Source organism: Pacificitalea manganoxidans (genome assembly GCF_002504165.1).
GTDB lineage: Bacteria > Pseudomonadota > Alphaproteobacteria > Rhodobacterales > Rhodobacteraceae > Pacificitalea > Pacificitalea manganoxidans.
On the sequence record NZ_CP021408.1, the window covers coordinates 28,937 to 55,280 of the forward strand.

Sequence of the window (26,344 nt, forward strand, 5' to 3'; positions counted from 1 at the left end):
GAGCCGCGGGGGCAGGGGCAGAGGGGGCAAGGGCCGGGAGGGGCCGGAAGGACGTGAAAACAGGGCAGAGGGCGCAGGGTCGGACAGGCCCCCATGAAACAAGCGGCGGTCAGGGCAGAGGCGGTCAGCGCAGGACCGGAGAGGGCAGGTCCGGAGAGAGCAGGTCCGGCAGATGCGGAGCCGACAGAACCGGGCGAAAGGACGCGGGCGGAGGGCAGGTCGGTGGAAAGGGAAGGGAGGCTGCGCAAGATGAGGCGGGATGTCCAAGAGAGGATCATGTGACGAAAGAGCCCTGGCCCGGGAGGCGCGGTCCTTGCGCGCATGGGACGTCGGCAGAGGACCACACGGGATCCGGGCCAGGGATGGAGGGGCAAAGGGCGCCCCCACCCGGAAATCCGGGGCGGGGGCGCAGGTGGGCGGACCTTACTGGTCCACCTCCACGGTGAACTCGAGCCGGGCGAAACCGCCGGGCAGGACAGTGCCGTGGTTGCTTGTGATGCTGCTCGACGTGGCGGTTGCGGTGCTGGTGCCCGGGAACAGGGTCTCGGGGCAGGCGGTGCCGCAGGAGGTGATCGAGGTATAGGCCGGAGCCGCATCCGAGATGATCACGTCACGCGCCTCATAGGAGCCGGTGTTCTCGGCCTCGATCATGTAGCGGATGCACTGACCGGGTTCGACATCCTGACGGGTCTTGGTGAAAACACCCACCGTGCCGTCGCAATTGGCGTCGATATACTGATACTTGGTCAGGGTCACATCGCCCGAGATGATCACGATCCGGTCCTCGACCGCGTTATCGGCGGTATCGGCATCGGTCGCGGTGCCCGTGTTGAGCGAGGAGGCAAGGCTGAGCGTGCCGATCTCGGAGACACCCACCGTCGCGGTGGAGGGCGTCTGCACCCGGTAGATCACCGAGATGCTCTCACCGGCGGCCAGACCGTTCACGCCGACACCCAGACCATCCGTCAGGTCGTCGAAGTTGTCGATGACCGGTTCGGTCGGGTCGATGACGCCGTTGTCGTTCTGGTCCCAGTAGATCGCGCCGGAGAAGTTGGTCAGCCCGCTCTGGGTGATCGCACCTTCGGAGATGTCGACGTTACCTTCGTTGGTGATCGTGTGCAGCAGGTCGACGATACCGCCGGGCGAGGCCTGGGCGCTCTGATCTTCGATGATCTGAACGTCGTAGATCTCGTTCACGGTGATGTCGTTGACGATGCGGTCACTCTGCCCCGACACGGAGGAGGCCACCTGAATGTCGATCTCCTGGGTGAGCGGTGCGGAATCCGCCGCAGGCGTCACAGTGACGAAGACCTGGGTGGAGGCGCCGGCGGGAATGGTGCCGGTATTGCTGACCAGAGTGCCGTCGGCGAGGCGGAATTCGACCGTCCAGCCCACGGGCAGAGCCTGCGCGAGAGACAGGTTATAGCTGTCCGACACGGTGCCGCCATTCTGCACCAGCATGTCATAGGTCACCGGCGCGCCGGGATCGGTCGTGCTGGAGATCCACGGATCGCCGAGCGGGTCGTAGGGGTTGGCCCCGTCGCCTTCGTCACCGACCACGTTGTTTTCGAGATCGACGCTGGAGGCCAGCACCGCACCGGTGAATTCGGCGGTCGAGATGTCGGAGACGCCGGAGGCATCCGAGGTGGTGGTCATGGTCGCGGTGTAATCTGCCACAGCCGTCACGGGGGCATCCGTGGGCAGGGTCGCGAGCAAGGTGACCTTGGTGCTTGCGCCGATGGCGAGCGGACCGACGGAGCCGATGACCGGGGTGACCCCGTCAGCGCCGACGATGCGGAAGGTGGTGCCTGCGGGGAAGTCCACATTGGCCACCGAGACCGCAAGGCTGTCGGCGCGGTTGCTGTTGTTGGTCAGCACGAATTCCTGCGCGATCGTGCCGCCCTGATAGACGGAGCCGCTTTCGGTCACGATGTCGTTCGACAGGGTATCGTCATCGGTGGCGGAGGTGATCGCCCCGTTGGGGGTGCCATCGCCGTTGATCGCGGTATCCGCGATCGACACCGAATACTGGTTGGCCACCGTCACCGAGGCGGTGTTCGAGGGCGGGAAGGCCACGCCGTCCACAGTCTGGGTCGCGGTGTTGGGGATGATGCCCGCATCGGCGGTATCGGCGATGACCACGTCGAAGGTCACGCTGCCGGACCGGCCCGAACCGACCGAGGACAGGGTGAAGTTGACGGTCTGGGTGTCGTCGTAATCCCAGGCGATGGTTTCGCTGTTGCCGTTGGTGGCATCGACCACGGTGGAGCCGTTGTCATCGTCAAGCGGCACGGCGCTGTCCGACCAACGGGCGGTGCCCTTCACATAGGTCAGGTCACCGTCGAGAACATCCTGCACGATGTAGTTGTCGGCGGCGGTGAGGCCGGTGCTGGAATAGGTCAGGGTGATGGTGACCGTGTCGCCCGCGTCGACGATATTGGGATCGCCGCCCGATGCGGCATCGGCGGTCATGGATTTGACCAGTTCGACGATCGCATCGGTGGAGATGGTCAGCGTGTCGGTGTTGGTCGCCGCGACGGTCCCGTCAAGCGCGGAGGTCGAGGTCACGGTGATCGTGTCGGAGCCGGTGGCGGTGGAGGGCACGGTGGCTTCGATCACGACGCCGAACTGCTCGCCGGGCGCCAGGGTCGGGGTGGAGGTCAGCGGCGTCGCGCTGTCGGCCACACCGTCCATGTCGGCGTCGGGGTAGAAGACCAGCTGCGAGGTGTCGAGCGTGCCGCTGCCATCCTCGGTCGCGGTCAGGGCGTAGCTGTCGGGGCCGTTGCCCACGTTGGTGACGATATGCGGCAAGAAGGCCTTACCGCCCGGAGCGATGGTTTCGGTGTTGTCCGAATCCAGCGTCACGCCAGCCACCTGCTGCACCACGGTTTCGACCGTGTTGGAGGTGACGGTGATCGTGTCGCCGGCGGAGTTGGTATAGGTCGCGACCGCCTGGTTGCCGATGACGGAGCCGGCCTCGGGGGCGGCGGCGTAGGCCGCGGCACCGAGCATGGCGGTGACCGCGACCGCGCTCGCGGAGCGCAGGAAGAAGGGAGGATGAATCACTGGTTTTTACCTTACCTGGAGTTGGGAGCTGAAGTTGGGGTGCCGGATTCGGAAGAGCCGGGCTGGGTCCGGGAGAGCCCGGGTTTCAGGGAGGCGAGGCCGAAGACCGGCCCCGGTAGGGGATGCGGGGGGCGCGCCCCTGTGGCCCTGACCGGGCCCGGCGCACCTGTCCTCCCCCCATGCCGCAGGCATGCAGCGACCGGTGCCGCGCGACAGGGGTCGGCGGCGGGTCTCACAAGGGGAGAGGCGAAAACCGGCGGAAACGCCGGGGGGGGGGGAGCGGGACCGTCAGACGGCCCCGGCGGGTCAGTTCACCCGCACGCGATAGGCGTTGAGCCCCACCGCGCCGGGATCGAGCGGCTCGGAGTAGCTCCAGCGCACGGCGGCGATGTCGGCTTCGGGCAGGGGTTCCTCACGGGTGGTGCCATCGGCCTCGATCACCACGCGGGTGGCGGGCAGGGTGGACCATTCCAGCCCCTCGTTTTCGGGGTCGAGTTCGGCCTGCACCTCGAACACGGCAGGCACGGAGGTGGTTTCGCTGCCCAGCGAGATGGTCACCCCCTGCGGCACCGGCGCAGCGATCACGAGACCGCTCATCGCGTCCTCGGTCGTGTTGGTGTGCTGCAACTGGTAATGGATGGTTTCGCCCGGCTTGACCGATGTGCGCGCGACCAGTTGCTCCGCGCCCTCGGCGTCGGTTTCGACGATGAGATAGGAGAACTGGCTTTCGAGCGCCTCGGCGGCGGCCGATGCGGCGCCCAGGGACAGGGGCAGGGCAAGGACCAGCGCCATGGCGGCGAAACCGGACCGGCTGGCACTGAAAACGGAAATGGACATGGGCGTTTCCTTTGATGCCGGATCAGGGGTCCGGCGGTTACAATGGCCGCAGCGATTTTGTGCTCCGGGCCCGTCAACCTTGCCGTGTGCAGGCGCATTTCGCAGGTGCGCGTCGGGATAGGGACGTGATCCGAACGACAGGCACATACCCTTCGGGATAGGCCTGCCGACATAACGGATACGCGTTGGTCCATCCCGGACCGCCTTGTGAACGCATCGACATCACACACGACCAGCTTGACTGGCCGGTGCAGGAATGGACGCCAAGAATGAAGGCTTGTTTAACTTCGGGATTTGCCAAAAATGCCCACGATCTCCACCGCTTCGCACCGGGCAAGGCGGTGCGGCGGCGGCTGTGACGGGCGCGGGCGCGGCCCGGACAGATGGGAGAGAGAGGGCGGATAGGCGGCGGATAGAGCGCCGGATGCAGAGCCGCGCCGGGCCTGCAAACGGCAGGCCCGCCCCGACAGGCACGGACGGCACATCGCCCCTGTGCAGGACGCCCCCTATGGACCAGAAGCGCGCAGGGCTGCGCTGAGCGCATTTATGCTATTGAAATTAAATGAAAAATTTTTGACGCCCCGCCCGAGCCTCACAGGCGGCAACTGCGCCGGACCACGGGGGGGGGCAGGAGAGGGCAGGGCCCCGGTGCGCGCAGGGATCAGGGGCTGCGCCGCGGCTGGGTGACAGCCGGGATGCGGGCCGTGACCCCCGCCATGCCGGGCGGGCTGAGCCGGGCTGGCTCAAGCCCCGCGCAGATCCGGTCCGGGCGCGCTCAGACGAAGCCCGCGTCGCGGGCGATCATCGCCGCATCGGTGCGGTTCTTTGCGTCGAGTTTTCGACAAAGCGTCTTCACATGCAGTTTGATGGTGACTTCCTGCAGATCGAGGTCGCGGGCGATCTCCTTGTTGGACTGCGCATGCATCAGCCCGCGCAGCACCTGACGCTCGCGATCGGAGAGAACCTTTTCGAAATCGGTCTCTTCGGGGTCTTCCTTGCCGGACATGAAACCGACCGGGGCGTAGATCTCCCCCGCCGCCATGAAGCGCACCGCATTGACCAGCGATTTCGCGGACATCGTCTTGGGCAGGAAACCCGCCGCGCCCATTTCCAGCGCCTGATCGGCGATCAGCCGACTGGCCGTGCCGGAAATCAGCCCCACGGGATTGCCGCCATGGGCCGCGATCGCGGTGCGCAGCCCGTCGAGCCCTTTCATGCCGGGCATGCTGTAATCGAGCAGCACCAGATCGAACGGGCCTTCGCTGCGCATCTTTGCCAGCGCCTCGGGCAGATCATGGGCGGCGGTGGTCTGCACCGTGCCATCCGCGCCAAGGAACATGGCAAGGGTTTCGCGCACCATGTCATGGTCGTCGGCAATCAATATTCTCAGCTTCATGGCACACTCCCGCAGTGGCCGCTCCGGGGGGCGGCCCTTTCGCCTTACAGTTTCATACATGCGGCGCGGCGCAAACAGGATTTCCCGGGGCATTGGAGGGGGATCTATCCTTTCGCATAGGTCGGCTATCCCGCTGCGGCATGGGGATCGCCAAACGCGCCGTGTAGGGTTGTGACAGGAGGCCGATCACCGGGCCGCCGGGCCGATCGCGGCCCGCGTGCCCCCAGGACCAAAGGCATCGCAGACGCCTGCGCGCTGTGGCCAGAAACAGGAGACGACACCCGTGTTCACTCGCAAGACTTCCCTGCTTGCCGCCGTTGCGGCCCTGATCGGCGCCGCGCTCGTGGCGGGCGAGACATTGACCCCCGGCGCGGCACAGGCCGATAGCACGACTACGGCCCCGCGCGCCGTCCCGGCCAGCGCCGAGGCCACCGCCACCTCCGCGCCGATCCTGCTGACGGTCACCGACGGGGCGCGCAGCCTGAGCTTCGACCGGGCCGCGCTGGAAGCCCTGCCGCGCACGCAGATCGAAACCTCGACCATCTGGACCGAAGGCCTGCAGCGCTTCGACGGGGTGTCACTGAAGGATCTGCTGGCCCATGCGGAGGTCACCTCCGGCACGTTGCAGGCCACCGCGATCAACGACTATTCGGTCACGATCCCGGTATCCGACGCGGTCGAGGACGGCCCGATCATCGCCTATCTCGCCAATGACACGCCAATGTCGCGCCGCGACAAGGGGCCATTGTGGATCGTCTATCCCTATGACGATAATCCCGACTATCAGGCTGAAACCATCTACAGCCGGTCGATCTGGCAACTGGACCGCCTGATCGTGGAATAACACGGGGCGCGCGCGCGCCAAGGCGGGGCCGGGATTCGGCCCGTGGCAGGGCCCCCGGGCCGACGCGCGGCCCGGATCCGGGCCAGCGCAGGGCAGGGGGACCCGACATGATGCGTCAGATGACGACCGATCCCGCGCGCGCCACCACGCCGCGCCGCCCGCGACTTTGGCGGGGGATGCTGGCGCTGGCGCTGGTGCTGGCCTGCCTTGCCGCGGCCTATCTGTCCTTTGCGGTCTGGAGCTACATCCGCAATCTCGACACCGCGCAGCAGGACCATGCCGAATGGGTGCTGTCGCAGCTGGAGGTGGAGTATCTCAAGCTTGACCGGGCGCTGGATCACGCGATTGATCTGGCCCCGGCGGCGACAGCCGCGGCAGCCGCAGGGACGACAGCAGGGACAGGGACGGGCCCCGATGCCGCCGCGCTGGAGGAACTGCGCAAGCGGTTCGACATTCTCTATAGCCGGGTGCAGGTCATTCAGGCCCAAAGCCACGGGGCAGACCACGACCCCGCCGTGCGCCGCATCCTGACCGTGCTGCGCGGCGAACTCGATGCGCTGATCCCCTTGATCGACAGTTCCGACAGCGCGCTGCGGCAGGGGCTGGGCGTGCTGACCCGGGCGCTGGCGCGGATCGGCGATCTGCCGCGCGAGGTGGCGCTGGCCTCCATCGCCACCGCCGCCGAGACGATGGAGCGCGAACGCCACCGCGTCGCGGGCCTGCTCGAAGGCATGATCGCGGTGGTGCTGCTGGTGTTGCTGGCGCTGCTGGTGACGGTGATCCGCCTGTTCCGGCAGACCGTCGCGCTCGACGCCGCGTCGCAGGTCGCGGAGGAAAGCCGCCTGCGGCTCGACACCACGCTGCGCGGCTCGCTCGATGCGGTGGTGGTGACCGACGACCGCGCCCGCATCCTCGATTTCAACGGCTCCGCCGAAAGCGTGTTCGGCCATCTGCGCGAGGATGCGCTGGGGCGCGATTTCATCGACCTGCTGATCCCCGCCCCGCGCCGGGCCGAATTGCGCGGGATGCTGAACCATTTCCACAACACGCGGGAAACCACATGGGCCGACAAGGGCCGCCGCGAGGCGTGGATGCTGCATCGCGACGGGCGGGTGTTCCCGGTCGAGATGTCGGTCTCTCTGGCCCGGATCAAAAGCGGCCCGGTCTTTGTCTCCTATATCCGCGACATCACCGACAAGAAGGAAAAGGAAGCGGAGATCATCCGCACCCGCGACGAGGCGCTGGCCGCCTATCGCGAGAAATCCCGCTTCTTCGCCATGATGAGCCACGAGATGCGCACGCCGATGAACGGGGTGCTGTCGGCGCTGCAACTGCTGGCCGACAGCCCGCTCGACGCCGAGCAGCGCGGCTTTGTCGCCGCGGCCAGCACCTCGGGCGATATCCTGCTGGGCCATATCAACGACGTGCTTGCGATTGAACGGGCGGAGGCGGGCGAGGGCCGGGGCGAGGACAGCCTGCAACCCTGCGACCCGGCGGCGCTGGCGCGTACGATGATCGCCACGATGGAGCCGCTGGCGCAGGTGTCGGGCGCGCGGCTGCATTTGCAGCGCGACGGGCTGGCCGGGCTGGATGGTCGCTGGGTGCGCAGCGATCCGCGCGCGCTGCAACAGATCCTCGTCAACCTGCTGAGCAACGCGATCAAGTTCGCTCCGGGGGGCGATGTCACGCTGGAGGCCGGGTTCCACGACAGCACGGCGCAAACGGGGGTGGCCCCCGCCCGGCCCCTGCTGCGGCTGGAGGTGCGCGATACCGGCGTCGGCATCCCCGAGGCCGAGCAGGCGCGCATTTTCGAGGATTTCGTCTCGCTCGACAGCCGGTATGAGCGGCGCACCGGCGGCACCGGGCTGGGGCTGGGGATCGTGCGGCGGCTGGTGGGGCGCTTGGGCGGGGAGATCACCTGCCAGTCCGCGCCGGGGCAGGGGGCGCGGTTCCGCGTCGATCTGCCGGTCGATCCATGCGCGCCCGAAACCACGGAACTGGAGAGGACTGCACAGGACGGCGCGCCCGCGCCCGACCTGCCCGCAAGCCCTGTCAGCGCCGAAGCTGAGGCCGGTCATAGCCGCGCCGGGGCACGCGGGGCAGGGAATAGTGAGGCGGGAAATAGTGGAACGGGGCAGGTCACGCCACGGCAGCTGCTGCTGGTCGATGACAACGAGATCAACCGCGACCTGCTGGGCGTCATGCTGCGCCGGATGGGTCATGAGGTGACCCTTGCCCCCGGCGGGGCGGAGGCGATCGCGCTGGCGGCGGCCCATCGCTACGACGCCATCTTGATGGACATCTCCATGCCCGGCATCAGCGGCGTGCAGGCGACCCGCACCATTCAGTCCGCCGCCGACAGCCGCAACCGCGCCACCCCGATCATCGCGGTCACCGCCCATGCCCTGCCTCATGAGCGCGAGGAATTCCGTGCCGCCGGTATGACCGGGTTCCTGCAAAAGCCGGTGGACCGCGCGGCGCTGGCCCAAAGCATCGCCGATTTGCCCCTCCCGGCGAACGCCGCCGCTCGCGCTGCGCCCTCCGAGCGCCCCGATCTGGCCCCCGATCTGGCCCCCGATCCGATCCACGCGCCCGCCCTGGCCCCCGCCGCGCCGCCACAACCGCCGGTTCTGAATGACACGCAGGTCGCCGACCTGACGGAGCTGCTGGGCACGGCGCAGTTGCGCGAGCGTCTGGCCCGTCTGGAAGGGCAGATCGACCACGACCTGCCCGCGCTGCAACAGGCCACCGCGACCGAGGATATTCAGGCCCGCGCCCATGCTCTGGCCGGGATCTGCGGCATGTTCGGGATCGAGCGGCTGCACATCCGGCTGAAGGCCATCGAAACCGCCTGCAAGGCGGGCGACAGGGGGGCGGCACAGGCGCAGATGCCCCCGCTCGCCGCCGCATGGGAAGAGGCTCGCGCCGCCTGGCATGCCCGGCTGGGTTGATCTCTCCGCGCCAGCACCCCCATACCCAACCGGCCCGCCGGACCGCCGCTTTGGATTGGATATTCAGGCGAAACAGTCACTTGTACAGCGCAGGACTGTTTTGCCCTCCGCAGGGGCGACCATACTTTCGTATAGGTGCCCTATCCCGCTGCCCCCGCGCCATACCGGTCCGCACAGGCTAGTGTAGGGGCAAGCCGGGTCCTCCATTCCCTCCAGGGACCCGCACCAGACAGGATGCGGCAAGGCCGCGTCGGCCCGCGCGATTGCCCCCAGTCGCCGGTCGGCGTCCTGAATGCCACCACTCCGGGGCTGCCCGTATCCCGGGAAAGCCGTCCTTCCTCCGGGAGGGGCGGTTTTTTCGTGGTCGCGCCCCGCACTCTGCCCCGTCCTGACCCCGTCCTCCGCCCCGCGCTGCGCGGAAGGCTGGGGCCAAGGCAATCCCCCAGACTCAGGGGGGCCATACCAGCGCCGCATGCAACCTATGGGCGAACTGCGCGCCCCTGCATGCCGCTACGTTACCTGTAATTGAACTTTTGCCACATCCGGGCCGTTGCCGATTTGCCGAAACGGCTTGCGAAGCGCGAATGACGAAATCGTTCTATTTCAAGGCCGTAACGTGGCGGCACAGGATGAGAATTTTTTGCGAAGTTGCCACGAGGCAACAAAAATTCTGGCCTCCATCAATTCGCTCATATTAGTCTTTACGCATTGGGCAAAAAAATGCCTGCCTAGGTGCAGTTAATGAGTGCGGCGCAGGTGGTGCCGTGAGTGCCGCAGTGGGGGGATTCCGGGGTTGGGGTCGTTTCTGCGCGTACGAGTTTCGAGGAGGGTATCCAGTGACCCGTTTACTAGTGATCGCGCTTGTTGGCGCGCTGCCGTTTCTGTCCGCCTGCGAGCCGCTGGACAGCGGCCCGGCACCCGCCCGTGAGGTGCCTTTGACCTGCTCGGATCGTCAAAAGACGGTCGTCTACACCAAATCCGGTTCGCCGGTGCGCGTCGATCCGGTGCTGAAGGGCGAGCCTTGCCCGCCCCCGGTGACCGCCTATGCAAGGCCCACGGCCTTTTCCGATCCAGATTGTGAGCCCGCCGCTCCGGGTGTCACGCAAAGCTGCCGCGACGAACCTCCGTTCACTCCCGAGAATCCAACCGATCCGACGGACCCGACGGACCCCAACAACCCCGATAATTCCGGGGAAGAGGAAGGCTCCGCCGCGGAAGCAGGCGGCGGCAATGCGGGCGCCAGCGCGTCCCAGGGTGACGAAGCCTCGGCGGCGGAAGCCGGCGGCGGCAATGCAGGGGCCAGCGCGTCTCAGGACGATCAGGCCTCGGCGGCGCAGGCCGGGGGCGGCACAGCCTCCAGCAGCGCCAGTCAGGGTGGGGAAACATCGACCACCCCCTCCGGGCCCACATCGCCCACCGCGCCCACGGCACCGACCCGGCCCTGAGCCGACAGGTCGGGCCAACGGGTCTAGACCAATAGGTCTGGGGCGCAGAAACGACAGCGGATCCGGGGCAACGGATCCAAGGGGAAAGACCCCCGCGCGGAGCCGCCGCGCGGGGGAGCAGACAGGACAGGGATCACCATCCGTCGATCTCGCAGCCCCCCCGGTTCCGGGGTGCGCGCAGGCGAAGCGGCGGCCATCTCGACAACAGGACAGGAGAGGGTGAGACGATGACCGACACGACGACCGGACCCCGCGCAGAGCGGCAGGACAGGCCGATGCGGGGGCAGACGATCAAGGGCCTGATGGCGGCGACGCTGGGGATGACAGTGGCAATGGGGGCGACTACGCCTGTCTTGGCCGATGGCTATCTTTCGGCGGGGCGGAGCTGGTCGGGCTCCTACAGCCATTCCACGGCGGTCGAAAAATCCTACCGCCTGAATCTCATGGACACCCAAAAGAAGCTCGAAGAGGGCTATTACGACAATATCGGCTCCACCACGACGAACTACTACTATGACAGTTCGGTCGGCGCGGTGAACGTCACCGCCGATCCCGGCTCCACCGTCGAGATGGAAGTGCGCACCGCCGACGGCACCGGCAACACCACCACCTCGACCTCGATCGGGGCGTCGAACACCACCACCACGGAGGTGAATATCGACGGGTCCGGCAACACGATCGGCATCGACAGCTATGCGGATTCCACCGGCTGTCAGGATGGCTCTATTCAGATCTCCACCAGCGGCATCACCGGCGTCGACATCTCGTCGGGTAGTTCCACTTCCTCCTCCACCTCCGGTGGCGGCAATACCTGCTGATGGACGCTGTATGAAACTGCTCCCCACGATAGCCGCGCTGGCGGCCCTGCTGGCGACCTCCGCCTGTAGCACGATCGTTGCCAGCAAGGGCGAGGATCTGGCTCTGGCCCAAGGTCCGGCGATCGCCGATATCGTGACCCCTTTCGATGACGCGCTGCTGTGCCTGCGCGGCAAGATCAACAAGGGCCTGACCTTTGCGGTCGGCGGCATTCCCGATCAGACCGGCACCTATCAGAACAACGGCGAAGGCGTGGGCAAGTTCGTGACCCAGGGCGCCGGCGACATCGTGCAATCGGCGCTGTTCAAATCCGGCGTCACCCTGATCAACCGCCGCGACATGGGCACCACCGCGCTGGAAGGCCAGTGGGGGCTCATCGACCTGCGGGCCCAGAGACGCGCGCATTTCGTCGTCACCGGCTCGATCAACAGCCTCGATTTCATCCCCGGCGGCGGCGCGGCCCTGACGGTGGGCGGGGTCGGCCCGAACTACCGGCAAAACCGCATTCTCGTCGGGCTCGATCTGGCGATGACCAATGTGTCGAACGGCCAGATCTATGCCAATGTGGCACTGCGCAAACAGATCTTCGCGGATGAGTTCGGCCTGCTGACGGCGCGGTTCATCAATGACAACGTGGTGGATTTCGAACTGGGCGGCGCCCGGCGCGAGGCCGTGAACTACGCCCTGCGGCAGATGCTGCAACTGGCCACCTATGAGCTGCTGGTGCAGATGATGCCCGCCGAGAAATACGTCGAATGCTCGGCCAAGCTCGACGCCAAGATGGGCCGCATCACCGGCGATCAGACCTCCGCCGAGCAGCTGCGCGAGTTCGACGAGAAGCGCGCCGCCGAACTGGCCGCGCTTGCCGCGCAGCCGCTGGGCGCCGAGGTCAGCCGCGACGAGACCGCCCCCGCGCAGGCCGGGACCGAAACCCCCGCGCAGGCCGCAGCGGCCCAGCCCGGCACCGCCCGCGCCCCGCAAACCGCAGAGTTCGATCCCGAAAGCCCGGTGGCCCGCACCGCGCGCAGCGCCAGCGCCATCACCGCAAGTTCCGGCAGCATGGCCAGCCCCGCCTCGTCAGGCGTGCCCGCCGAGGAAACCGAAGAAAGCCGGCTGAACGCGCCTGCAAGCACCCCGGCCGCGCCTGCGCCCGCCGGTGCCGTCTGCGCCGGGGCCGCCCCGCCGCCGCCCTGCCGTCAGGCCCGCGCCACGACGCCGCAGACGACGCCCCAGCCGAGCGACAGTGCGGAGGAGGCCGCGCAAAACGACGCGACCGGTGATCTGCCCGCCGAAATCGCCCCCGGCGACCGGGTCGAGGCACGCCCCACCGGACCGCTGCTCCCGGCACTGGCCACGGGCGAGACGACACCTTTGCGCGACGCGGCGCTGTTGCCGCCCCTGCGCGATATTCCGACGACCGGCACCACGGTGGGGGCGATGACCGCCCGGCCCGTGCCGGCCAATACAAGTGCGATGCTCCGGAGGCCCGTTGCGGCCCTTGGGGCTGGTGTAGAGACGAGTGACCGGCTCGGCGCCTGAGCGCCGACCTCGGGGCCTGCTGTGCCCGCCGGTAGATATGTCGATCGTGCTGCGCGCGATCGTCACAGGGTGTCGCCGCACCCGGTTTAATCCCGCAGGCACGGCGTTTTGCCTGGCGGATCATGGGACCAGTAACATGACCAAGTTTATGCTTTCCGCTGCCACCGCAGCTCTGCTCACCGCAACCGGCGCTTCCGCCCAGGTGGTCGATTCCTTCAACCAAACCATCGATGACGCACTGTCCGGCGTGCCCGCGTCCTTCGCCAGCATGGCGATCAACAACATGGGCATCGACGGCTCGATCGACATTTCCGGCGACGCAGACCAGGCTTTCAGCGGTGCGTTCACCTATGACGAAACCACCGACAATTCCGATTCTCTGCAGACCAACAACATCGACAATTCGATCGACTATGATAGCCTCGACATCACCAGCCAGATGAGCGCAGCCAATGGCGGCATGGCCTCCGACGTCTTCGGCAATGCCGTGGATTCCGGCACGGGCGGTTCCGCTGCGTTCGATGGCACCTATACCGAGATCTCGGAAGCCACCACGGCCACCGATAACTCGACCACGGACATCAACACCGCTACGTCCGATGTGTCCATCGCTGGCGATCTCGCTGTGGAAGCGGCCACTCAGTCGATCGGCGATGTCTCCTCGCTGGCTGCTGGTGCGGTCAACACCGGCAACTTCAACGTGACCGAGAACGCCGGCGTTCTGGATGACAGCTCGCTCGCCTCCACCTCCAGCACCATGGCCGAGGCATCTTCCATGGCGTCCTTCGGCTCCGGCGTGGGTATCGTGAGCGCCGCCGTCAACGACTCGACCAACTCCAACACGGACGATCTGGCGTCGATCAACGGCTCGATCGGCATCTCCATGGCTGCTGGCAACTTCTCCGTCGGCTCCGTCGATTCCGTGGCTGCCGGTGCGATCAACACCACCGATGTCAGCGCCGTTTTCTTCGGCACCGGCGACAACTAATCGAGTATCCCGCTGCGGCGGGGAGCTTTGGAATGTCCGGACGGCTCTGCCGCCCGGACACCCTTGCACCGGGCCGCGGGAAACCGCGGCCCATTTTCGTCATGTAGGAGGCGTCTCGCGCTGGCGCAAACGGGGCGCGCGGTGATCCGCCTGCCTGTCAATTCAGCACCAACGCGCCCCGGGGGCCGCAAGGACGCGGCGCGGCAGATCACGGGCGCGTCATCGGGGGCAAAATCGGGCCTTTCCCCGTGGTCACATTTCCAAACCACCTTGCCTCGGCGCCGATCCGGCGGCACCCTGCGGCCAGCCAATCAAGGAGGAATTGGATATGGATCGTCGCAAGTTCATGCGGGGCGCCGCCGTTGGCGCATTGGGCAGCGCGGGCGCTGCTTCGCTGGCCGCTCCGGCCATCGCACAAGAAAGCCCGAAGGTGCGCTGGCGCTGCACCTCGTCCTTCCCGAAATCGCTCGACACCATCTATGGCGGTGCGGAAGACGTGGCCAAATATGTCCGCGAAGCCACCGATGGCGCGTTCGACATTCAGGTCTATGCCGCCGGTGAGATCGTCCCCGGCCTGCAGGCCGCCGATGCGGTCAGCAACGGCACGGTCGAGATGTGCCACACCGCCGCTTATTACTATGTCGGCAAGGATCCGGCATGGGCGCTTGGCGGGGTCATTCCCTTCGGGCTCAACGCGCGCGGCATGCATGCGTGGCTCTATTACGGCGGCGGGCTGGACCTGCTGAACGAATTCTACGGCACCCAAGGCCTGCATTACCTGCCCGCGGGCAATACCGGCGCGCAGATGGGCGGCTGGTTCCGCAAGGAGATCAACGGCCTGGCCGACATGGAAGGTCTGCAGATGCGGATCGCCGGTCTCGCCGGTCGGGTGATGGAGAAGCTCGGCGTCGTGCCGCAGCAGATCGCCGGTGGCGACATCTATCCCGCGCTGGAGCGGGGCACCATCGACGCCGCCGAATGGATCGGGCCCTATGACGATGAAAGCCTCGGCTTCTATCAGGTCGCGCCCTATTACTACTATCCCGGCTGGTGGGAGGGGAACCTGTCGCTGTGCTGCTATTTCAATCAGGAAAGCTGGCAGAGCCTGCCCGAGAACTACCGCAGCCTGCTCGGCACCGCGACCCGCGCGGCCACGACCGAGATGCTGGCGGAATATGACTACAAGAACCCGCAGGCGCTGCGCCGCCTGATCGATGCCGGGGCCCAGCTGCGCGCCTATCCGCAGGATGTGATGAACGCCTCCTTCACCGCCGCGCAGGAAGTCTATGCCGAGATCAACGGCGAGAACGAAGCCTTCAAGAAGATCTACGACTCGATGATGCAGTTCCAGTCGGAGACCTATCTGTGGCAGCAGGTCGCGGAATACACCTATGACACCTTCATGATGATCAAACAGCGCGAAGGCGCGCTGGCCGGTCAGCAGGCAGGTGGCAACCAGTAAACGGGCGATGGCCCCCGGACGGGGCCATCCTTGTCCAAAAAGAAAGGCGCGCGGTGGGAGCCGCGCGCCTTTTTCATGCTCTGACCTGCGATCCGCGTCAGTTGAATGACGGCGGCTGCGACAGGTCGATCCCGCCCGAAGGAGCCGGTGCAGGCTCAGGCTCAGGCTCAGGCTCGGGTGCCGGGCTGGCCGGGGCACTGCCCCCAGCACCGCCCCCGAAATCGAGCGGCGGCAGGCCCATGCTGGGCTGGGCTGGTGCCGGAGCGCTGCCCGAACCGCCCGTGCCGTTCAGATCCAGCGGCGGCAGACCCATCGAAGGCTGGCTGCCCGAGGAACTGCCCGTGCCCGTGGCCCCCCCCGTCGCGTTGCCGGTGGACCCCGACGGCGCGCTGCCGGGACCGCCGAAATTCAGCGGCGGCAGGCCCAGAGAATTGCCCCCCGACTGGCTGCCCGATGTCCCGCCGGTCTGCGGGGTCGCGGAGGTCGCAGGCGCGCTTGCCGGCACCACGGGGCGGCGCGGCGTGTCCTGATAATGGGTCACCAGCGAAGGCACCCCGATCACCAGCAGGATCATCGCGAATTGCAGCGCGATATAGGGCAGCACCCCGCGATAGATCCGTGGCGTTCGGATCGCGGGCATGCGGCGGCCCGTGACCTCATCGGTCCAGTCCTGCGTCGGCACGACCGAGCGCAGGTAGAACAGCGAGAACCCGAAAGGCGGCGTCAGGAACGAGGTCTGCAGGTTGATGCCCAAGATCACCCCGAACCACACCAGATCGATGCCCAGCGTCTGCGCCACCGGCGCCAGCAGCGGCACGAGGATGAAGGCGATCTCGAAGAAATCGAGGAAACAGCCCAGGATGAACACCACCACCGTCACCACGATCAGGAAGCCGTATTCGCCGCCCGGCAGGCCCAGCAGCAGTTCTTCGAGCCAGACATTGCCATTGACCCCGTAGAAGGTCAGGCCGAACACCCGTGCGCCGATCAGGATGAACATCACGAAGGTCGACAGCATGGCGGTCGATTCCACCGCGCCGCGCAGGGTCGCGAAATCCAGCCGCCGCTTGGCGATGGCAAGGATCAGCGCGCCGACCGCGCCCATCGCGCCGCCCTCGGTGGGGGTGGCGATGCCAAGGAAGATCGTGCCCAGCACCAGAAAGATCAGCGCCAGCGGCGGGATCAGCACGATCACCACCTGCTCGGCCAGTTTCGACAGCACCGTGAGCCCGAAGACCCGGTTGGCCACCGCCACCAGATAGGCCAGCACCACCGCCGTGGTGGCGGCGGCAACGAGCCGGTTGGTGGGCAGCATATCGGCATAGAGCGTGCGCGCGGAGATCACATAGACCGCCACGGCCAGCGCCATCACCACCACCAGCGACCAGATGCCATTGCCCAGCGTGCGATCCTCGATCGGCAGGGCGGGCACGGCCTTGGGGCGCAGGATCGACAGCACGAAGATATAGGCGCAATAGGCGCCGGTGATGATCAGCGCGGGCAGCAGCGCGCCTTTATACATATCGCCCACCGACACGCCGAGCTGGTCGGCCATGACGATCAGCACCAGCGACGGCGGCACGATCTGCGCCAGCGTGCCCGAGGCGGCGATGGTCCCGGTCGCGACCGAGGTGTCATAGCCGTAGCGCTGCATGATCGGCAGCGAAATCAGCCCCATCGCGATGACGGAGGCCGCGACGACGCCGGTGGTGGCGGCCAGCAGCGCCCCGACCAAAATCACCGCATAGGCCAGACCGCCGCGGATCGGGCCGAACAGCTGGCCGATCGTGTCGAGCAGATCCTCGGCCATGCCGGAGCGTTCGAGGATCAGCCCCATGAAGGTAAAGAACGGGATCGCCAACAAGGTGTCGTTGGACATGATCCCAAAGACCCGTTCGGGCTGCGCCCTGAGCAGGGGCCAGAACAGGTTGATCTCCGACGGCGCGATTTCCGACAAAGCGACGCCGATCACAAAGAAAAACAGCCCCCCCGCAGCCAGCGTCAGCGCCACCGGATAGCCCAGAAGCAGCATCCCCATCACGGAGATGAACATGATGGGCGCAAGGTTATGTGCGATCAGTTCAAGCATTATGCGCGATCTCCCCGTCGGCGGCGGCAGCACCGCCGGTATGGCCCGTATCCGCCGCCGGCATCGGCAGATGCCCGGTCAGATGGGCGACGCGCTTGATGATTTCAGACACCGTCTGGACGATCAGCACGATGAACCCCAGCAGCACCAGCCCCTTGGCGGGCCAGAGGATCAGCCCCCCCGCATTGGACGAGCTTTCCCCGCTGGCCAGCGAGCGCATGAAGAACGGCCAGCTGAGCCATGTCATCAACAGCACGAAGGGCGCCAGAAACAGCACATGACAGATCAGATCGATCCAGGCCCGCGTGCGGGCGCGCAGATGGGCGGTCACCACATCGATCCGCACATGCGCATTGCGCTGCAACGCCCATGCGGCGCAGAGCATGAACACCGCGCCGAACAGATACCATTGCAGTTCCAGCCATGAATTGGACGACATGTTGAACGCCTTGCGGATCACCGCGTTGCCGGCGCTGACAAGCACCGCAACCAGGATCAGCCAGGCCGCCGCCTGTCCCACCACGCGGGTCACCGCATCAATGCCCCGCGAGAGGGCTAATAAAGCTCGCATTCGTCATCCTCCGGGGTCCAGCGACGGGCTTGCATGAAACAGCGGCGCGCCTTGCAAGACAGGACGCCGGGTGCCGGTTTCCCTCTAGCACAGCCCATGTCAGGGAGCGAGGCCCGCAACGCGCCCCAAATGCCCGAATGACGCCGCGACGCAGGGGCCCTTGGCGGGGCTTTCAAGATGCCGTCGGAGGGGGGCGCGAGGCACCGGCGGAGGACAACATTAACCATTTTTTTACATAACTTCACTTATCGCCGATTTTCGCGCGCCCCTCCCGGCCCGCATCCCGCGCGCGCGCATTGCCACATCCGCCTGCGGCCCCCATATCCCAGCGACACGACCACACCGGCCCGGGGAAAGCGCCATGGGATATTTCAAGACAGCCATGCTGATGGCCGCGATGACCGCGCTTTTCATGGGGCTGGGCTATCTGCTGGGCGGCAGCGGCGGCATGGTGATCGCGCTGGTCATGGCTGCGGCGATGAACGTGTTCACCTGGTGGAATTCCGACCGCATGGTGCTGCGCATGCATCAGGCCCGGCCCGTGACGGCGGGCGATCGCTCCGGCCTGACCGAAATGGTCGCCGATCTGGCCCGCCGCGCCAATCTGCCGATGCCCGCGGTCTATCTGATCGACACCCCGCAGCCCAATGCCTTTGCCACCGGGCGCAATCCGGCCAATGCCGCCGTCGCCGTGACACGCGGCCTGATGGACAGCCTCGACCGGGATGAACTGGCCGGGGTCATCGCCCATGAACTGGCCCATATCCGCAACCATGACACCGCGATCATGACCGTCACCGCGACCTTTGCCGGGGCGATCTCGCTTCTGGCGAATTTCGCGCTGTTCTTTGGCGGGCGGCGGGAGAATGGGCTGGGCATCATCGGCACGGTGGCGATGATGATCCTCGCGCCCCTTGCCGCCGCGCTGGTGCAGATGGCGATCTCGCGCACCCGCGAATATGCCGCCGACCGGGCCGGGGCGGAGATCAGCGGCAATCCCCTTGCGCTGGCCTCCGCGCTGGAACGGATCGCCATGGGTGCGGCGCGGATCGACAATGACGTGGCCGAGCGTAACCCCGCCACCGCGCATATGTTCATCATCAATCCGCTGCATGCGCATAAGCGCGACGCGCTGTTCGCGACCCATCCGGCGACCGAAAACCGGATCGCCGCCCTGCGGCAGATGGCGCAGGACATGCCGCGCCCGACCCCGCGCCCGAGCTCAGGCCCCACCCCGAACCCTGCGCGTCCTGCCCCGGCCCCGGCCTCCGCAGCCGCCCCTTGGGGGCAGGCTCCCCGCAAGGACCGTTCCCGCAAAGACCGGAGCCCGCGCGGGCCGTGGGGCTGAACTGCGGCGTCAGTGCTCCAGCGTGAGCCCCGCCAGATAGGCGCCATAGCCGTTCTTGCAGAATTGCTGCGCCTGCCCGTCCAACTGGTTGCGGCTGGTCCAGCCCATCTCAAAGGCGACCTCATCGGGGGAGCCCACCTGCTGGCCCTGCCGTTCGGTCAGGGTGCGCACGAAATTGCCCGCATCCAGCAATGAGCCGTGGGTGCCGGTATCGAGCCACGCATAGCCGCGCCCCATTTTCTGCACCGAAAGCAGATCATCCTGCAGGTAGCTTTCCAACAGGCTCGTGATTTCAAGCTCGCCCCGCGCCGAAGGCCGCACCCGTTTCGCCCGTGCAGGCGCGCTGCCATCCAGAAAATACAGCCCCGTCACGGCATAGTTCGAGGGGGGGATGGCGGGCTTTTCGATGATCGCGCGCGCCCGGCCCGCCGCGTCGAAATCCACCACGCCATAGCGTTCGGGATCGGCCACCCGGTAGCCGAACACCGTGGCCCCCTGCGGCGCGCGGGCCGCTGCCTGCAACAGGTCCGGCAGGCCATGCCCAAAGAAGATGTTGTCGCCCAGCACCATCGCCGAGGGCGCGCCATTCAAAAACGCCTCCCCCAGAATGAACGCCTGCGCCAGCCCTTCGGGCTTGGGCTGCACGATATAGCGCAATGACACCCCCCATTGGCTGCCATCGCCCAGCGTGCGCTGGAACTGGTCCTGATCGTGGGGCGTGGTGATGATCGCGATGTCGCGGATGCCCGCCAGCATCAGCACGGTCAGCGGATAGTAGATCATCGGCTTATCGTAGATCGGCAGCAGCTGCTTCGACACGCCCATGGTGATCGGATAAAGCCGGGTGCCGGAGCCGCCAGCCAGAATGATGCCCTTGCGATTGGTCATGTCAGCGCTCCTGTGGGTAGGTCGAGTTCGGCCAGAAGCGGCGTCAGATCGCGCCGCCATTCGGGCCGGGACAGGCCAAAGACCTGCGTCGTCCGGCTGCAATCGAGCCGCGAATTGAGAGGCCGCGCGGCAGGGGTGGGATAGGCGGCGCTGGGGATGTCCTCGACCGTGACCTGCCGCCCCGCCGCCGCAAAGATCGCGCGGGCAAACCCCGCCCAGCTGACCTCCGGCGTGCCGCTGAAATGATAGAGGCCCGCAGCGCTTGGATCGCGCGCCAAATGCCCGGCAATGTCGAGACAGGCCGCCGCGATCGCCCGCGCCGGGGTCGGCCCGCCGATCTGATCGGCGACGACGCGGATATGGTCGCGCTGCTCCGACAGGCGCAGCATGGTCTTTACGAAATTCGCGCCATGGGCCGAAAACACCCATGAGCTGCGCAAAATGGCGTAGCGCCCCGGCCCCGCGCCGGTCTTCCGCGCCGTGTCCATGATCTCCTGCACGGCCACCTCTCCTGCCCGTTTCGAGCGGCCATAGACCCCCAGCGGCGCGGTCGGATCGCCGGGGGCGAATGGCGCGTGCCCGGCCCCGTCGAAAACGTAATCGGTCGAGATATGGACAAAGGGAATGTCGCGCGCGGCGCAGGCGCGGGCCATGACGGCGGGGGCTTCCGCATTGAGGCGGATGGCTTGGGGGGCCTCCGCCTCGGCCCTGTCCACGCCGGTATAGGCGGCGGCATTGATCACCGCGCAGGGGGCATGGGCCCGGATCGCCGCCGCGCAGGCCCCGGGCTCCATCAGATCGGCGCGCGCGCGTCCCAGCGCCACCACCGGCACCGGCGGGGTCCGCTGCGCCGCCAGCCGCCGCAGCTCCGTCGCGACCTGCCCCGAATGACCAAAGACGAGCACCGTCATGCCGCGCCCCGCCCCTGTGCGGAGGAGGCGGCTTGCGGCCCATTCCGGTCCGCGTTCCACGCCCTGCCCCTGCCCCTCTCCATGCCACTGCCAGTGTCTACCGCCCCGCCCGGCTCCGGACCGCGATCTGCCTCCGGACGCGGTCCCGCCGGTTCCGTGCCTAGCCGCCGCCCCACCCCCTGACGGCTCAGAAGCGGCCGCCACCATGCGTCATTGTCGAGATACCAGCGCACCGTGCGCTCCAGCCCCTCCTCCACCGTGACGGAGGGCCGCCAGCCCAGTTCGGCGCGGATGCGGGCCGGATCGATAGCATAGCGCGCATCATGGCCGGGCCGGTCGGCCACAAAGCGGATCAGCGCGGCATGGGGCCCCTCCGCCCGCGGGCGCAGCCGGTCGAGAATGGCGCAGATGCTGTGCACCAGATCCAGATTGCTGCGCTCGTTCTCGCCGCCGATGGCATAGCTGCGCCCGTTCACCCCCGCCTGCGCCACCCGCAGCAGCGCGTCGGCGTGATCCTCCACATAGAGCCAATCGCGTATGTTAGAGCCGTTTCCGTAGATCGGGATCTCCCGCCCGGCCAGCGCGTTCAGGATCACCACCGGGATCAGCTTCTCGGGGAAATGATAGGGGCCGTAATTGTTGGAGCAGTTCGACAGCACCACCGGCAGGCCATAGGTTTCGTGCCACGCGCGCACCAGATGATCCGACGCCGCCTTCGAGGCCGAATAGGGCGAGCGCGGGTCATAGGGGCTGTCTTCGGTGAAGTGCCCCTCGGGGCCGAGCGTGCCGAACACCTCGTCGGTGGAGATATGGTGAAACCGGAACCCTGCGGGCCGTCCCGCGCGGGTCCAATAGGCGCGCGCGGCCTCCAGCAGCACATAGGTGCCGGTGATATTGGTTTCGATAAAGGCCCCCGGCCCGTCGATCGAGCGGTCCACATGGCTTTCGGCGGCCAGATGCATGACGATATCGGGCCGATGGCTGGCAAGAACCCGCGCCACCGCCTGCCCGTCGCAGATATTGGCATGTTCGAACGCATAGGCCGGGCTGTCCGCGACCGGGGCAAGGCTGGCGAGACAGGCGGCATAGGTCAGCGCGTCGAGATTGACCACCTCATGCCCCTGCGCGATGGCCTGACGCACCACCGCCGATCCGATGAACCCGGCCCCGCCGGTGACCAGCAGCTTCATTGCGCGACCTCCACCCGCCGGGGATCTTGCGCCTGACGGGCCACGAAGGGGCTGGTGAACTCCGCCAGACCGGGGGCATCCGCGTCCTTCTGCGACAGCAGCGGCGGGCTCTCCAGCCCCCAGTCGATGCCGCAACTGTCCCACCGCAGCGCACCATCGACCTCGGGGGCGTAATGGGCGGAGCATTTATAGATGATTTCGGTTTCGGGGGCGCGGGTGACGAACCCGTGGGCAAAGCCTTCGGGGATCAGCAATTGCCGTCCATTGGCATGGCTCAGCTCCACCCCGGTCCACTGACCATAGGTCGGGCTGCCGCGGCGGATATCGACCGCCACATCGAACAGCCGCCCGCGCCCGCAGCGCACCAGCTTGGCCTGGGCATGGGGCGGTGCCTGAAAATGCAGCCCCCGCACCGTGCCGACCCGCTCCGACAGGGAATGGTTGTCCTGCACGAACTCCGTCGTGATGCCATGCCCGGCCAGCGTGCGGCGGTTCCAGCTTTCTGAAAAGAACCCCCGCGCATCGCCGAAACGCGCAGGCGTCAGCAGCAACACGCCGGGCAAGGATGTCTGTTCTACGATCATGCGTCTGCGCCCCTGACCCCTTTGGCCCGCGACCCGGCGAATGCGGGTCGGTCTCATGACCTGTTCCGGCCCCGCCCGGATGGTGCAGGGACCGGGACCGAACGCGACCCTTCCCGCGCCCCGCGGATCGCGGACGAAAAGCGCCGCCGGTGAACAGCAGGCCCCCCAGCCTGACCCGGAAGGTATTGAAATATGGTGAATGAAAGTTAACCCCGGCGCAGTCGGGAAAGGCACTCACGCGATTGCGGGCGCGTGCCCCGCCCTGCATCCCGCCAAGACCTCGTCATTATAACGCTTGGGAAGGCGAGTTTCCGCGCATCGTAAGAATTTTTTATGACACGCGCGTCATTCTGGCTATCTCCAGAGGCTCCACCTCCCCCGTTTCGGGGAGTTCCATCTTGCCCTTGCCGGTCCAAGCAGGCATTACCGAAGCACGGCGTAGTTGGGGGTGAAGGGTCAATATGTTCGATTATAGCAGCATCGCGCTTTCTTACGATTCTGACCCGACCGGAGCCGATTCATTATTGCCTGAGAATCGTGCAGTTTATTTCCGGCTGAAGCGGGTGCTCGATATCCTGTGCGCTTTGGTTTTCCTGCCCGTGATGATTGTCATAGGCATTGTGCTTTTGGCATTGAATCCATTCTTTAATCAGGGTCCGCTTTTATACGTGCAGAAACGAATGGGCCGGAATTGCCGGGCGTTTCCCGCCATCAAGTTTCGCACCATGCGCACCGCCACCCAGATCGTGCGCGGGGCCGATGATCCGCTGGAGGTGCATCGCATCACCCGGCTGGGATGGCTGCTGCGCAAGACCCGGCTCGATGAATTGCCGCAGATCCTCAACGTGCTGCGCGGCGATATGAGCATGATCGGCCCGCGTCCCGATTATTTCCACCATGCGCGCCGCTATGCCCGCGTGATCCCCGGCTATCGGGCGCGGCATCTGGTGCGGCCGGGCATCAGCGGGCTGGCACAGGTGGAACTGGGCTATGCCGCGGGCATCGACGCGACCGCGGCCAAGGTGGCGGCGGATCTGCATTACATCCGCCATGCGGGCTATCGTCTCGATACGCTTATCTTCTGGCGCACTCTTGTCACGGTTGTGACCGGCCGAGGCACCTGAACTGCCGGGCATCTCGTTGTCGCCCTTGGCGGCATATGCGAAGTAAGCCCTGATCGAATACATGCAGGCCCCGATGCGCACCATGCCCAAGCTGACCCCCGCCCCCGCCATGCCACAGGCCGAGGAGGGTGACGAAATCGACCTGCTGGAATTGGCCGGCAGCCTCTGGCGGGGCAAATGGGTGATTCTCGCCACCACCTTTCTCGCGCTGACGATCGGGGCTTGGTATGCCTATGGGGTGGCGGTGCCGAAATACGCCGCGACCAGCAGTCTGGCCTTGCAGCTGCGCAAGGAGGCGGTGGTCGATCTCGAAAGCGTCGTGTCGGGCGTGTCCACCGAAACCTCCTCGATCAATACCGAACTGGAGGTCATCCGCTCCCGCGGGCTGCTGGAGAAGCTGGTGACCCAGCTCGACCTGACCCGCGATCCCGAATTCAACGGCGCCCTGCGCCCGCCCTCGGCCGTGGCCCGGCTGAAGGGGCTGCTGCGCGGCGGTGATGATCCCGCGCCCGCGCCCGCAGACGCCCCTCCGGCCCCCGATGATGCCATCACCCCCGAAGAGAGCGAGATGATCCGCACCGTGGGGGCGGTCCGCCGCGCCATTTCCGCCACCAACCAGCGCAACACCTATATTTTCAACATCGGCGCCACGACCACCGACCCGCTGAAATCCGCCCGCATCGCCAATGCTTTGGCCGCGCTCTACATCCAAGACCAGATCGATGTGAAGTTTCAGGCCACCGAAAACGCGGTGAGCTGGCTGTCGGAACGGGTCGTCGAACTGGAAGCGGAACTGCAACAGAAACAGGATCTGGTGAAGGAACGGCGCAGCTCGATGGATGTGTCCACCGTCGAGGCGCTCGAAGCGCTCAACCAGCAGCAGCGCGCGATGGGCGAGCGGCTGGCCGAGGCGCGTCTGGCCTCCGCCCGCGAGGAGGCCCGCCTCAACACATTGCAGGATCTGGCCCGCAATGGCAGCCGCGCCGAACTCGTGGCCGGGCTCGACGATCCCGCGCTGACCCGGCTGGCCGCGCGCCTCGCCGAGGGCGAGGCCGGGGCCGAGGATCTGTTCGCCGACCGGCTGGCCCTGCTCACGCAGGAGGCCGAAAACGCCGCCGCCCGGCAGACCCAGCAGACCGCCGCGCTGCAGGCCTCCTATGACCGGCTGCAAACCCGGTTCGACACCCAGTCCAGCGCGGTGATCGAATTGCAGAACCTCGAACGCGATCTCAACGCCACCCGCACCCTCTATGAGACCTTCCTGACCCGGCTCAAGGAAACCTCCGTGCAGCGCGGCCTGCAACAGGCCGACAGCCGCGTGCTGTCCGCCGCGACGCCGGGGCATTATGTCGAGCCGCGCAAATCGCGCATCATGGCGCTGGCGATGCTGCTCGGCGCGCTTCTGGGCAGCTTGATCGTGCTGGCCCGTCAGTTCCTGCACCAAGGCTACCGCACCGCCGAAACGCTGGCCGCCGATACCGGGCTGGCCGTGCTGGGGCAGATCCCGAAAATGCCGATCCGCCGCCGCGATCAGCTGATCGATTATCTCAACGACAAACCGACCTCGCCCGCGATCGAGGCGATCCGCAACCTGCGCACCTCGGTGCTGCTGTCGAATATCGACACCCCGCCGCAGATCCTGCTATCGGCCTCCTCCTTGCCCGGCGAGGGCAAGACCACCCAGGCGATCAGTCTGGCCCATAATCTGGCCGGGCTGAACAAGCGGGTGCTGCTGGTCGAAGGCGACATCCGCCTGCGCACCCTGTGGCAATATTTCGACATCCCCGACAGCCGCCACGGGCTGATCGCGGCGATGACCGGCGAACACGATCTGTCCGACCTGCTGCTGCGCGACAGCCGCATGGATGTGGATATCCTGCTGGGGGAGAAAACCTCGGCCAATGCGGCGGATGTGTTTTCCTCGGACCGGTTCCGCAACTTCCTCGAAGAGCTGCGCCACCATTACGATTTCATCGTCATCGATACCCCGCCGGTCCTGATCGTGCCCGATGCGCGGATCATGAGCCAATTCGCGGATGCGGTGGTGTTTTCCGTGGCTTGGGACCGCACTGCCAAATCGCAGGTCACCGAAGCCATCCGTCAGTTCCATTCCGTGAATTCCCGGGTCACCGGGCTGGTGCTGTCGCAGATCGATCCCAAGGGAATGCGCCGTTATGGATATGGCGGAAAATACGGCGCGTATTCCAGCTACGGGGCGAAATACTACAATACCTGAAATGGCGATTGGCGGAATTTCGTTTTTAAAACATTCTCCGCCCCATTGCGGCTGCATTT

At 66.5% G+C, this 26,344-nt stretch carries 19 protein-coding genes; 10 read left to right on the forward strand and 9 right to left on the reverse strand.

Annotated elements, in window-relative coordinates:
- Positions 1-423: 423 nt before the first annotated feature.
- From CBW24_RS17605 to CBW24_RS17615, 3 genes are all read right to left on the reverse strand, one after another.
- Complete coding sequence (locus CBW24_RS17605; protein WP_232530370.1) at positions 424-3,066, reverse strand: beta strand repeat-containing protein; 2,643 nt, start codon at positions 3,064-3,066, stop codon at positions 424-426.
- A 306-nt stretch (positions 3,067-3,372) separates the two neighbouring features.
- Positions 3,373-3,903 carry a hypothetical protein gene (locus CBW24_RS17610; protein WP_088664931.1) on the reverse strand — a complete coding sequence of 177 codons (531 nt, stop codon included), beginning with the start codon at positions 3,901-3,903 and terminating at the stop codon, positions 3,373-3,375.
- 775 nt (positions 3,904-4,678) lie between these two features.
- Entirely contained in the window at positions 4,679-5,299 is a 621-nt protein-coding gene (locus tag CBW24_RS17615) for a response regulator transcription factor (protein WP_088664930.1), read from the reverse strand.
- Positions 5,300-5,582: 283 nt separating this feature from the next.
- Here CBW24_RS17615 and CBW24_RS17620 point away from each other — a divergent pair, with 283 nt between their 5' ends.
- From CBW24_RS17620 to CBW24_RS17645, 7 genes are all read left to right on the forward strand, one after another.
- The gene (locus CBW24_RS17620; protein WP_232530371.1) at positions 5,583-6,143 is read left to right on the forward strand and encodes a putative pterin-binding protein; all 561 of its coding nucleotides are present in this window, start codon (positions 5,583-5,585) and stop codon (positions 6,141-6,143) included.
- A 119-nt stretch (positions 6,144-6,262) separates the two neighbouring features.
- Positions 6,263-9,094, forward strand: a complete 2,832-nt coding sequence (locus CBW24_RS17625; RefSeq protein WP_198405299.1) for a hybrid sensor histidine kinase/response regulator — start codon at positions 6,263-6,265, stop codon at positions 9,092-9,094.
- An 836-nt stretch (positions 9,095-9,930) separates the two neighbouring features.
- Complete coding sequence (locus tag CBW24_RS18435) at positions 9,931-10,539, forward strand: hypothetical protein (RefSeq protein ID WP_141100300.1); 609 nt, start codon at positions 9,931-9,933, stop codon at positions 10,537-10,539.
- A 227-nt stretch (positions 10,540-10,766) separates the two neighbouring features.
- The gene (locus CBW24_RS18440; protein ID WP_157773267.1) at positions 10,767-11,357 is read left to right on the forward strand and encodes a hypothetical protein; all 591 of its coding nucleotides are present in this window, start codon (positions 10,767-10,769) and stop codon (positions 11,355-11,357) included.
- A gap of 10 nt (positions 11,358-11,367) precedes the next feature.
- Complete coding sequence (locus CBW24_RS17635; protein WP_157773268.1) at positions 11,368-12,894, forward strand: CsgG/HfaB family protein; 1,527 nt, start codon at positions 11,368-11,370, stop codon at positions 12,892-12,894.
- A 136-nt stretch (positions 12,895-13,030) separates the two neighbouring features.
- Positions 13,031-13,882: a hypothetical protein gene (locus tag CBW24_RS17640; protein ID WP_157773269.1), complete on the forward strand. Its 852-nt coding sequence runs from the start codon at positions 13,031-13,033 to the stop codon at positions 13,880-13,882.
- Between the two features lie 328 nt (positions 13,883-14,210).
- Positions 14,211-15,344 (forward strand): TRAP transporter substrate-binding protein, encoded by a 1,134-nt coding sequence (locus CBW24_RS17645; RefSeq protein ID WP_088664958.1) that lies wholly within the window; start codon positions 14,211-14,213, stop codon positions 15,342-15,344.
- A gap of 97 nt (positions 15,345-15,441) precedes the next feature.
- On the opposite strand, the gene CBW24_RS17650 is transcribed toward CBW24_RS17645, so the two are convergent.
- Positions 15,442-17,433, reverse strand: coding sequence for a TRAP transporter large permease (locus CBW24_RS17650; protein ID WP_097374572.1), 1,992 nt, complete (start codon positions 17,431-17,433; stop codon positions 15,442-15,444).
- A complete protein-coding gene (locus CBW24_RS17655) occupies positions 17,426-18,004 on the reverse strand; it encodes a TRAP transporter small permease subunit (RefSeq protein WP_088664956.1) in 579 nt (192 codons plus the stop codon). The genes CBW24_RS17650 and CBW24_RS17655 overlap by 8 nt, the downstream gene beginning before the upstream one ends.
- Positions 18,005-18,365: 361 nt before the next feature.
- Here CBW24_RS17655 and htpX point away from each other — a divergent pair, with 361 nt between their 5' ends.
- The gene (gene htpX / locus CBW24_RS17660; RefSeq protein ID WP_097374573.1) at positions 18,366-19,352 is read left to right on the forward strand and encodes a zinc metalloprotease HtpX; all 987 of its coding nucleotides are present in this window, start codon (positions 18,366-18,368) and stop codon (positions 19,350-19,352) included.
- Positions 19,353-19,361: 9 nt separating this feature from the next.
- Here htpX and rfbA read toward each other — a convergent pair whose 3' ends face one another.
- The 4 genes from rfbA to rfbC are packed head-to-tail and all read right to left on the reverse strand — an operon-like array spanning position 19,362 to position 22,925.
- The gene (rfbA, locus tag CBW24_RS17665) at positions 19,362-20,240 is read right to left on the reverse strand and encodes a glucose-1-phosphate thymidylyltransferase RfbA (RefSeq protein WP_088664954.1); all 879 of its coding nucleotides are present in this window, start codon (positions 20,238-20,240) and stop codon (positions 19,362-19,364) included.
- Positions 20,237-21,151, reverse strand: coding sequence for a dTDP-4-dehydrorhamnose reductase (rfbD, locus tag CBW24_RS17670; RefSeq protein ID WP_097374574.1), 915 nt, complete (start codon positions 21,149-21,151; stop codon positions 20,237-20,239). The genes rfbA and rfbD overlap by 4 nt, the downstream gene beginning before the upstream one ends.
- Positions 21,148-22,341 (reverse strand): dTDP-glucose 4,6-dehydratase, encoded by a 1,194-nt coding sequence (rfbB, locus tag CBW24_RS17675; RefSeq protein ID WP_097374575.1) that lies wholly within the window; start codon positions 22,339-22,341, stop codon positions 21,148-21,150. The genes rfbD and rfbB overlap by 4 nt, the downstream gene beginning before the upstream one ends.
- Positions 22,338-22,925 carry a dTDP-4-dehydrorhamnose 3,5-epimerase gene (gene rfbC / locus CBW24_RS17680; protein ID WP_097374576.1) on the reverse strand — a complete coding sequence of 196 codons (588 nt, stop codon included), beginning with the start codon at positions 22,923-22,925 and terminating at the stop codon, positions 22,338-22,340. Before rfbC ends, rfbB begins: the two co-directional genes overlap by 4 nt.
- A gap of 461 nt (positions 22,926-23,386) precedes the next feature.
- Between rfbC and CBW24_RS17685 the strand changes: the two genes are divergently transcribed.
- Together CBW24_RS17685 and CBW24_RS17690 are read left to right on the forward strand one after the other, a co-directional pair.
- On the forward strand, positions 23,387-24,049 hold the full coding sequence (locus CBW24_RS17685) for a sugar transferase (protein WP_088664950.1): 663 nt from the start codon (positions 23,387-23,389) through the stop codon (positions 24,047-24,049).
- 61 nt (positions 24,050-24,110) lie between these two features.
- Positions 24,111-26,285 carry a GumC family protein gene (locus CBW24_RS17690; RefSeq protein WP_097374577.1) on the forward strand — a complete coding sequence of 725 codons (2,175 nt, stop codon included), beginning with the start codon at positions 24,111-24,113 and terminating at the stop codon, positions 26,283-26,285.
- The last annotated feature ends 59 nt before the right edge of the window (positions 26,286-26,344 follow it).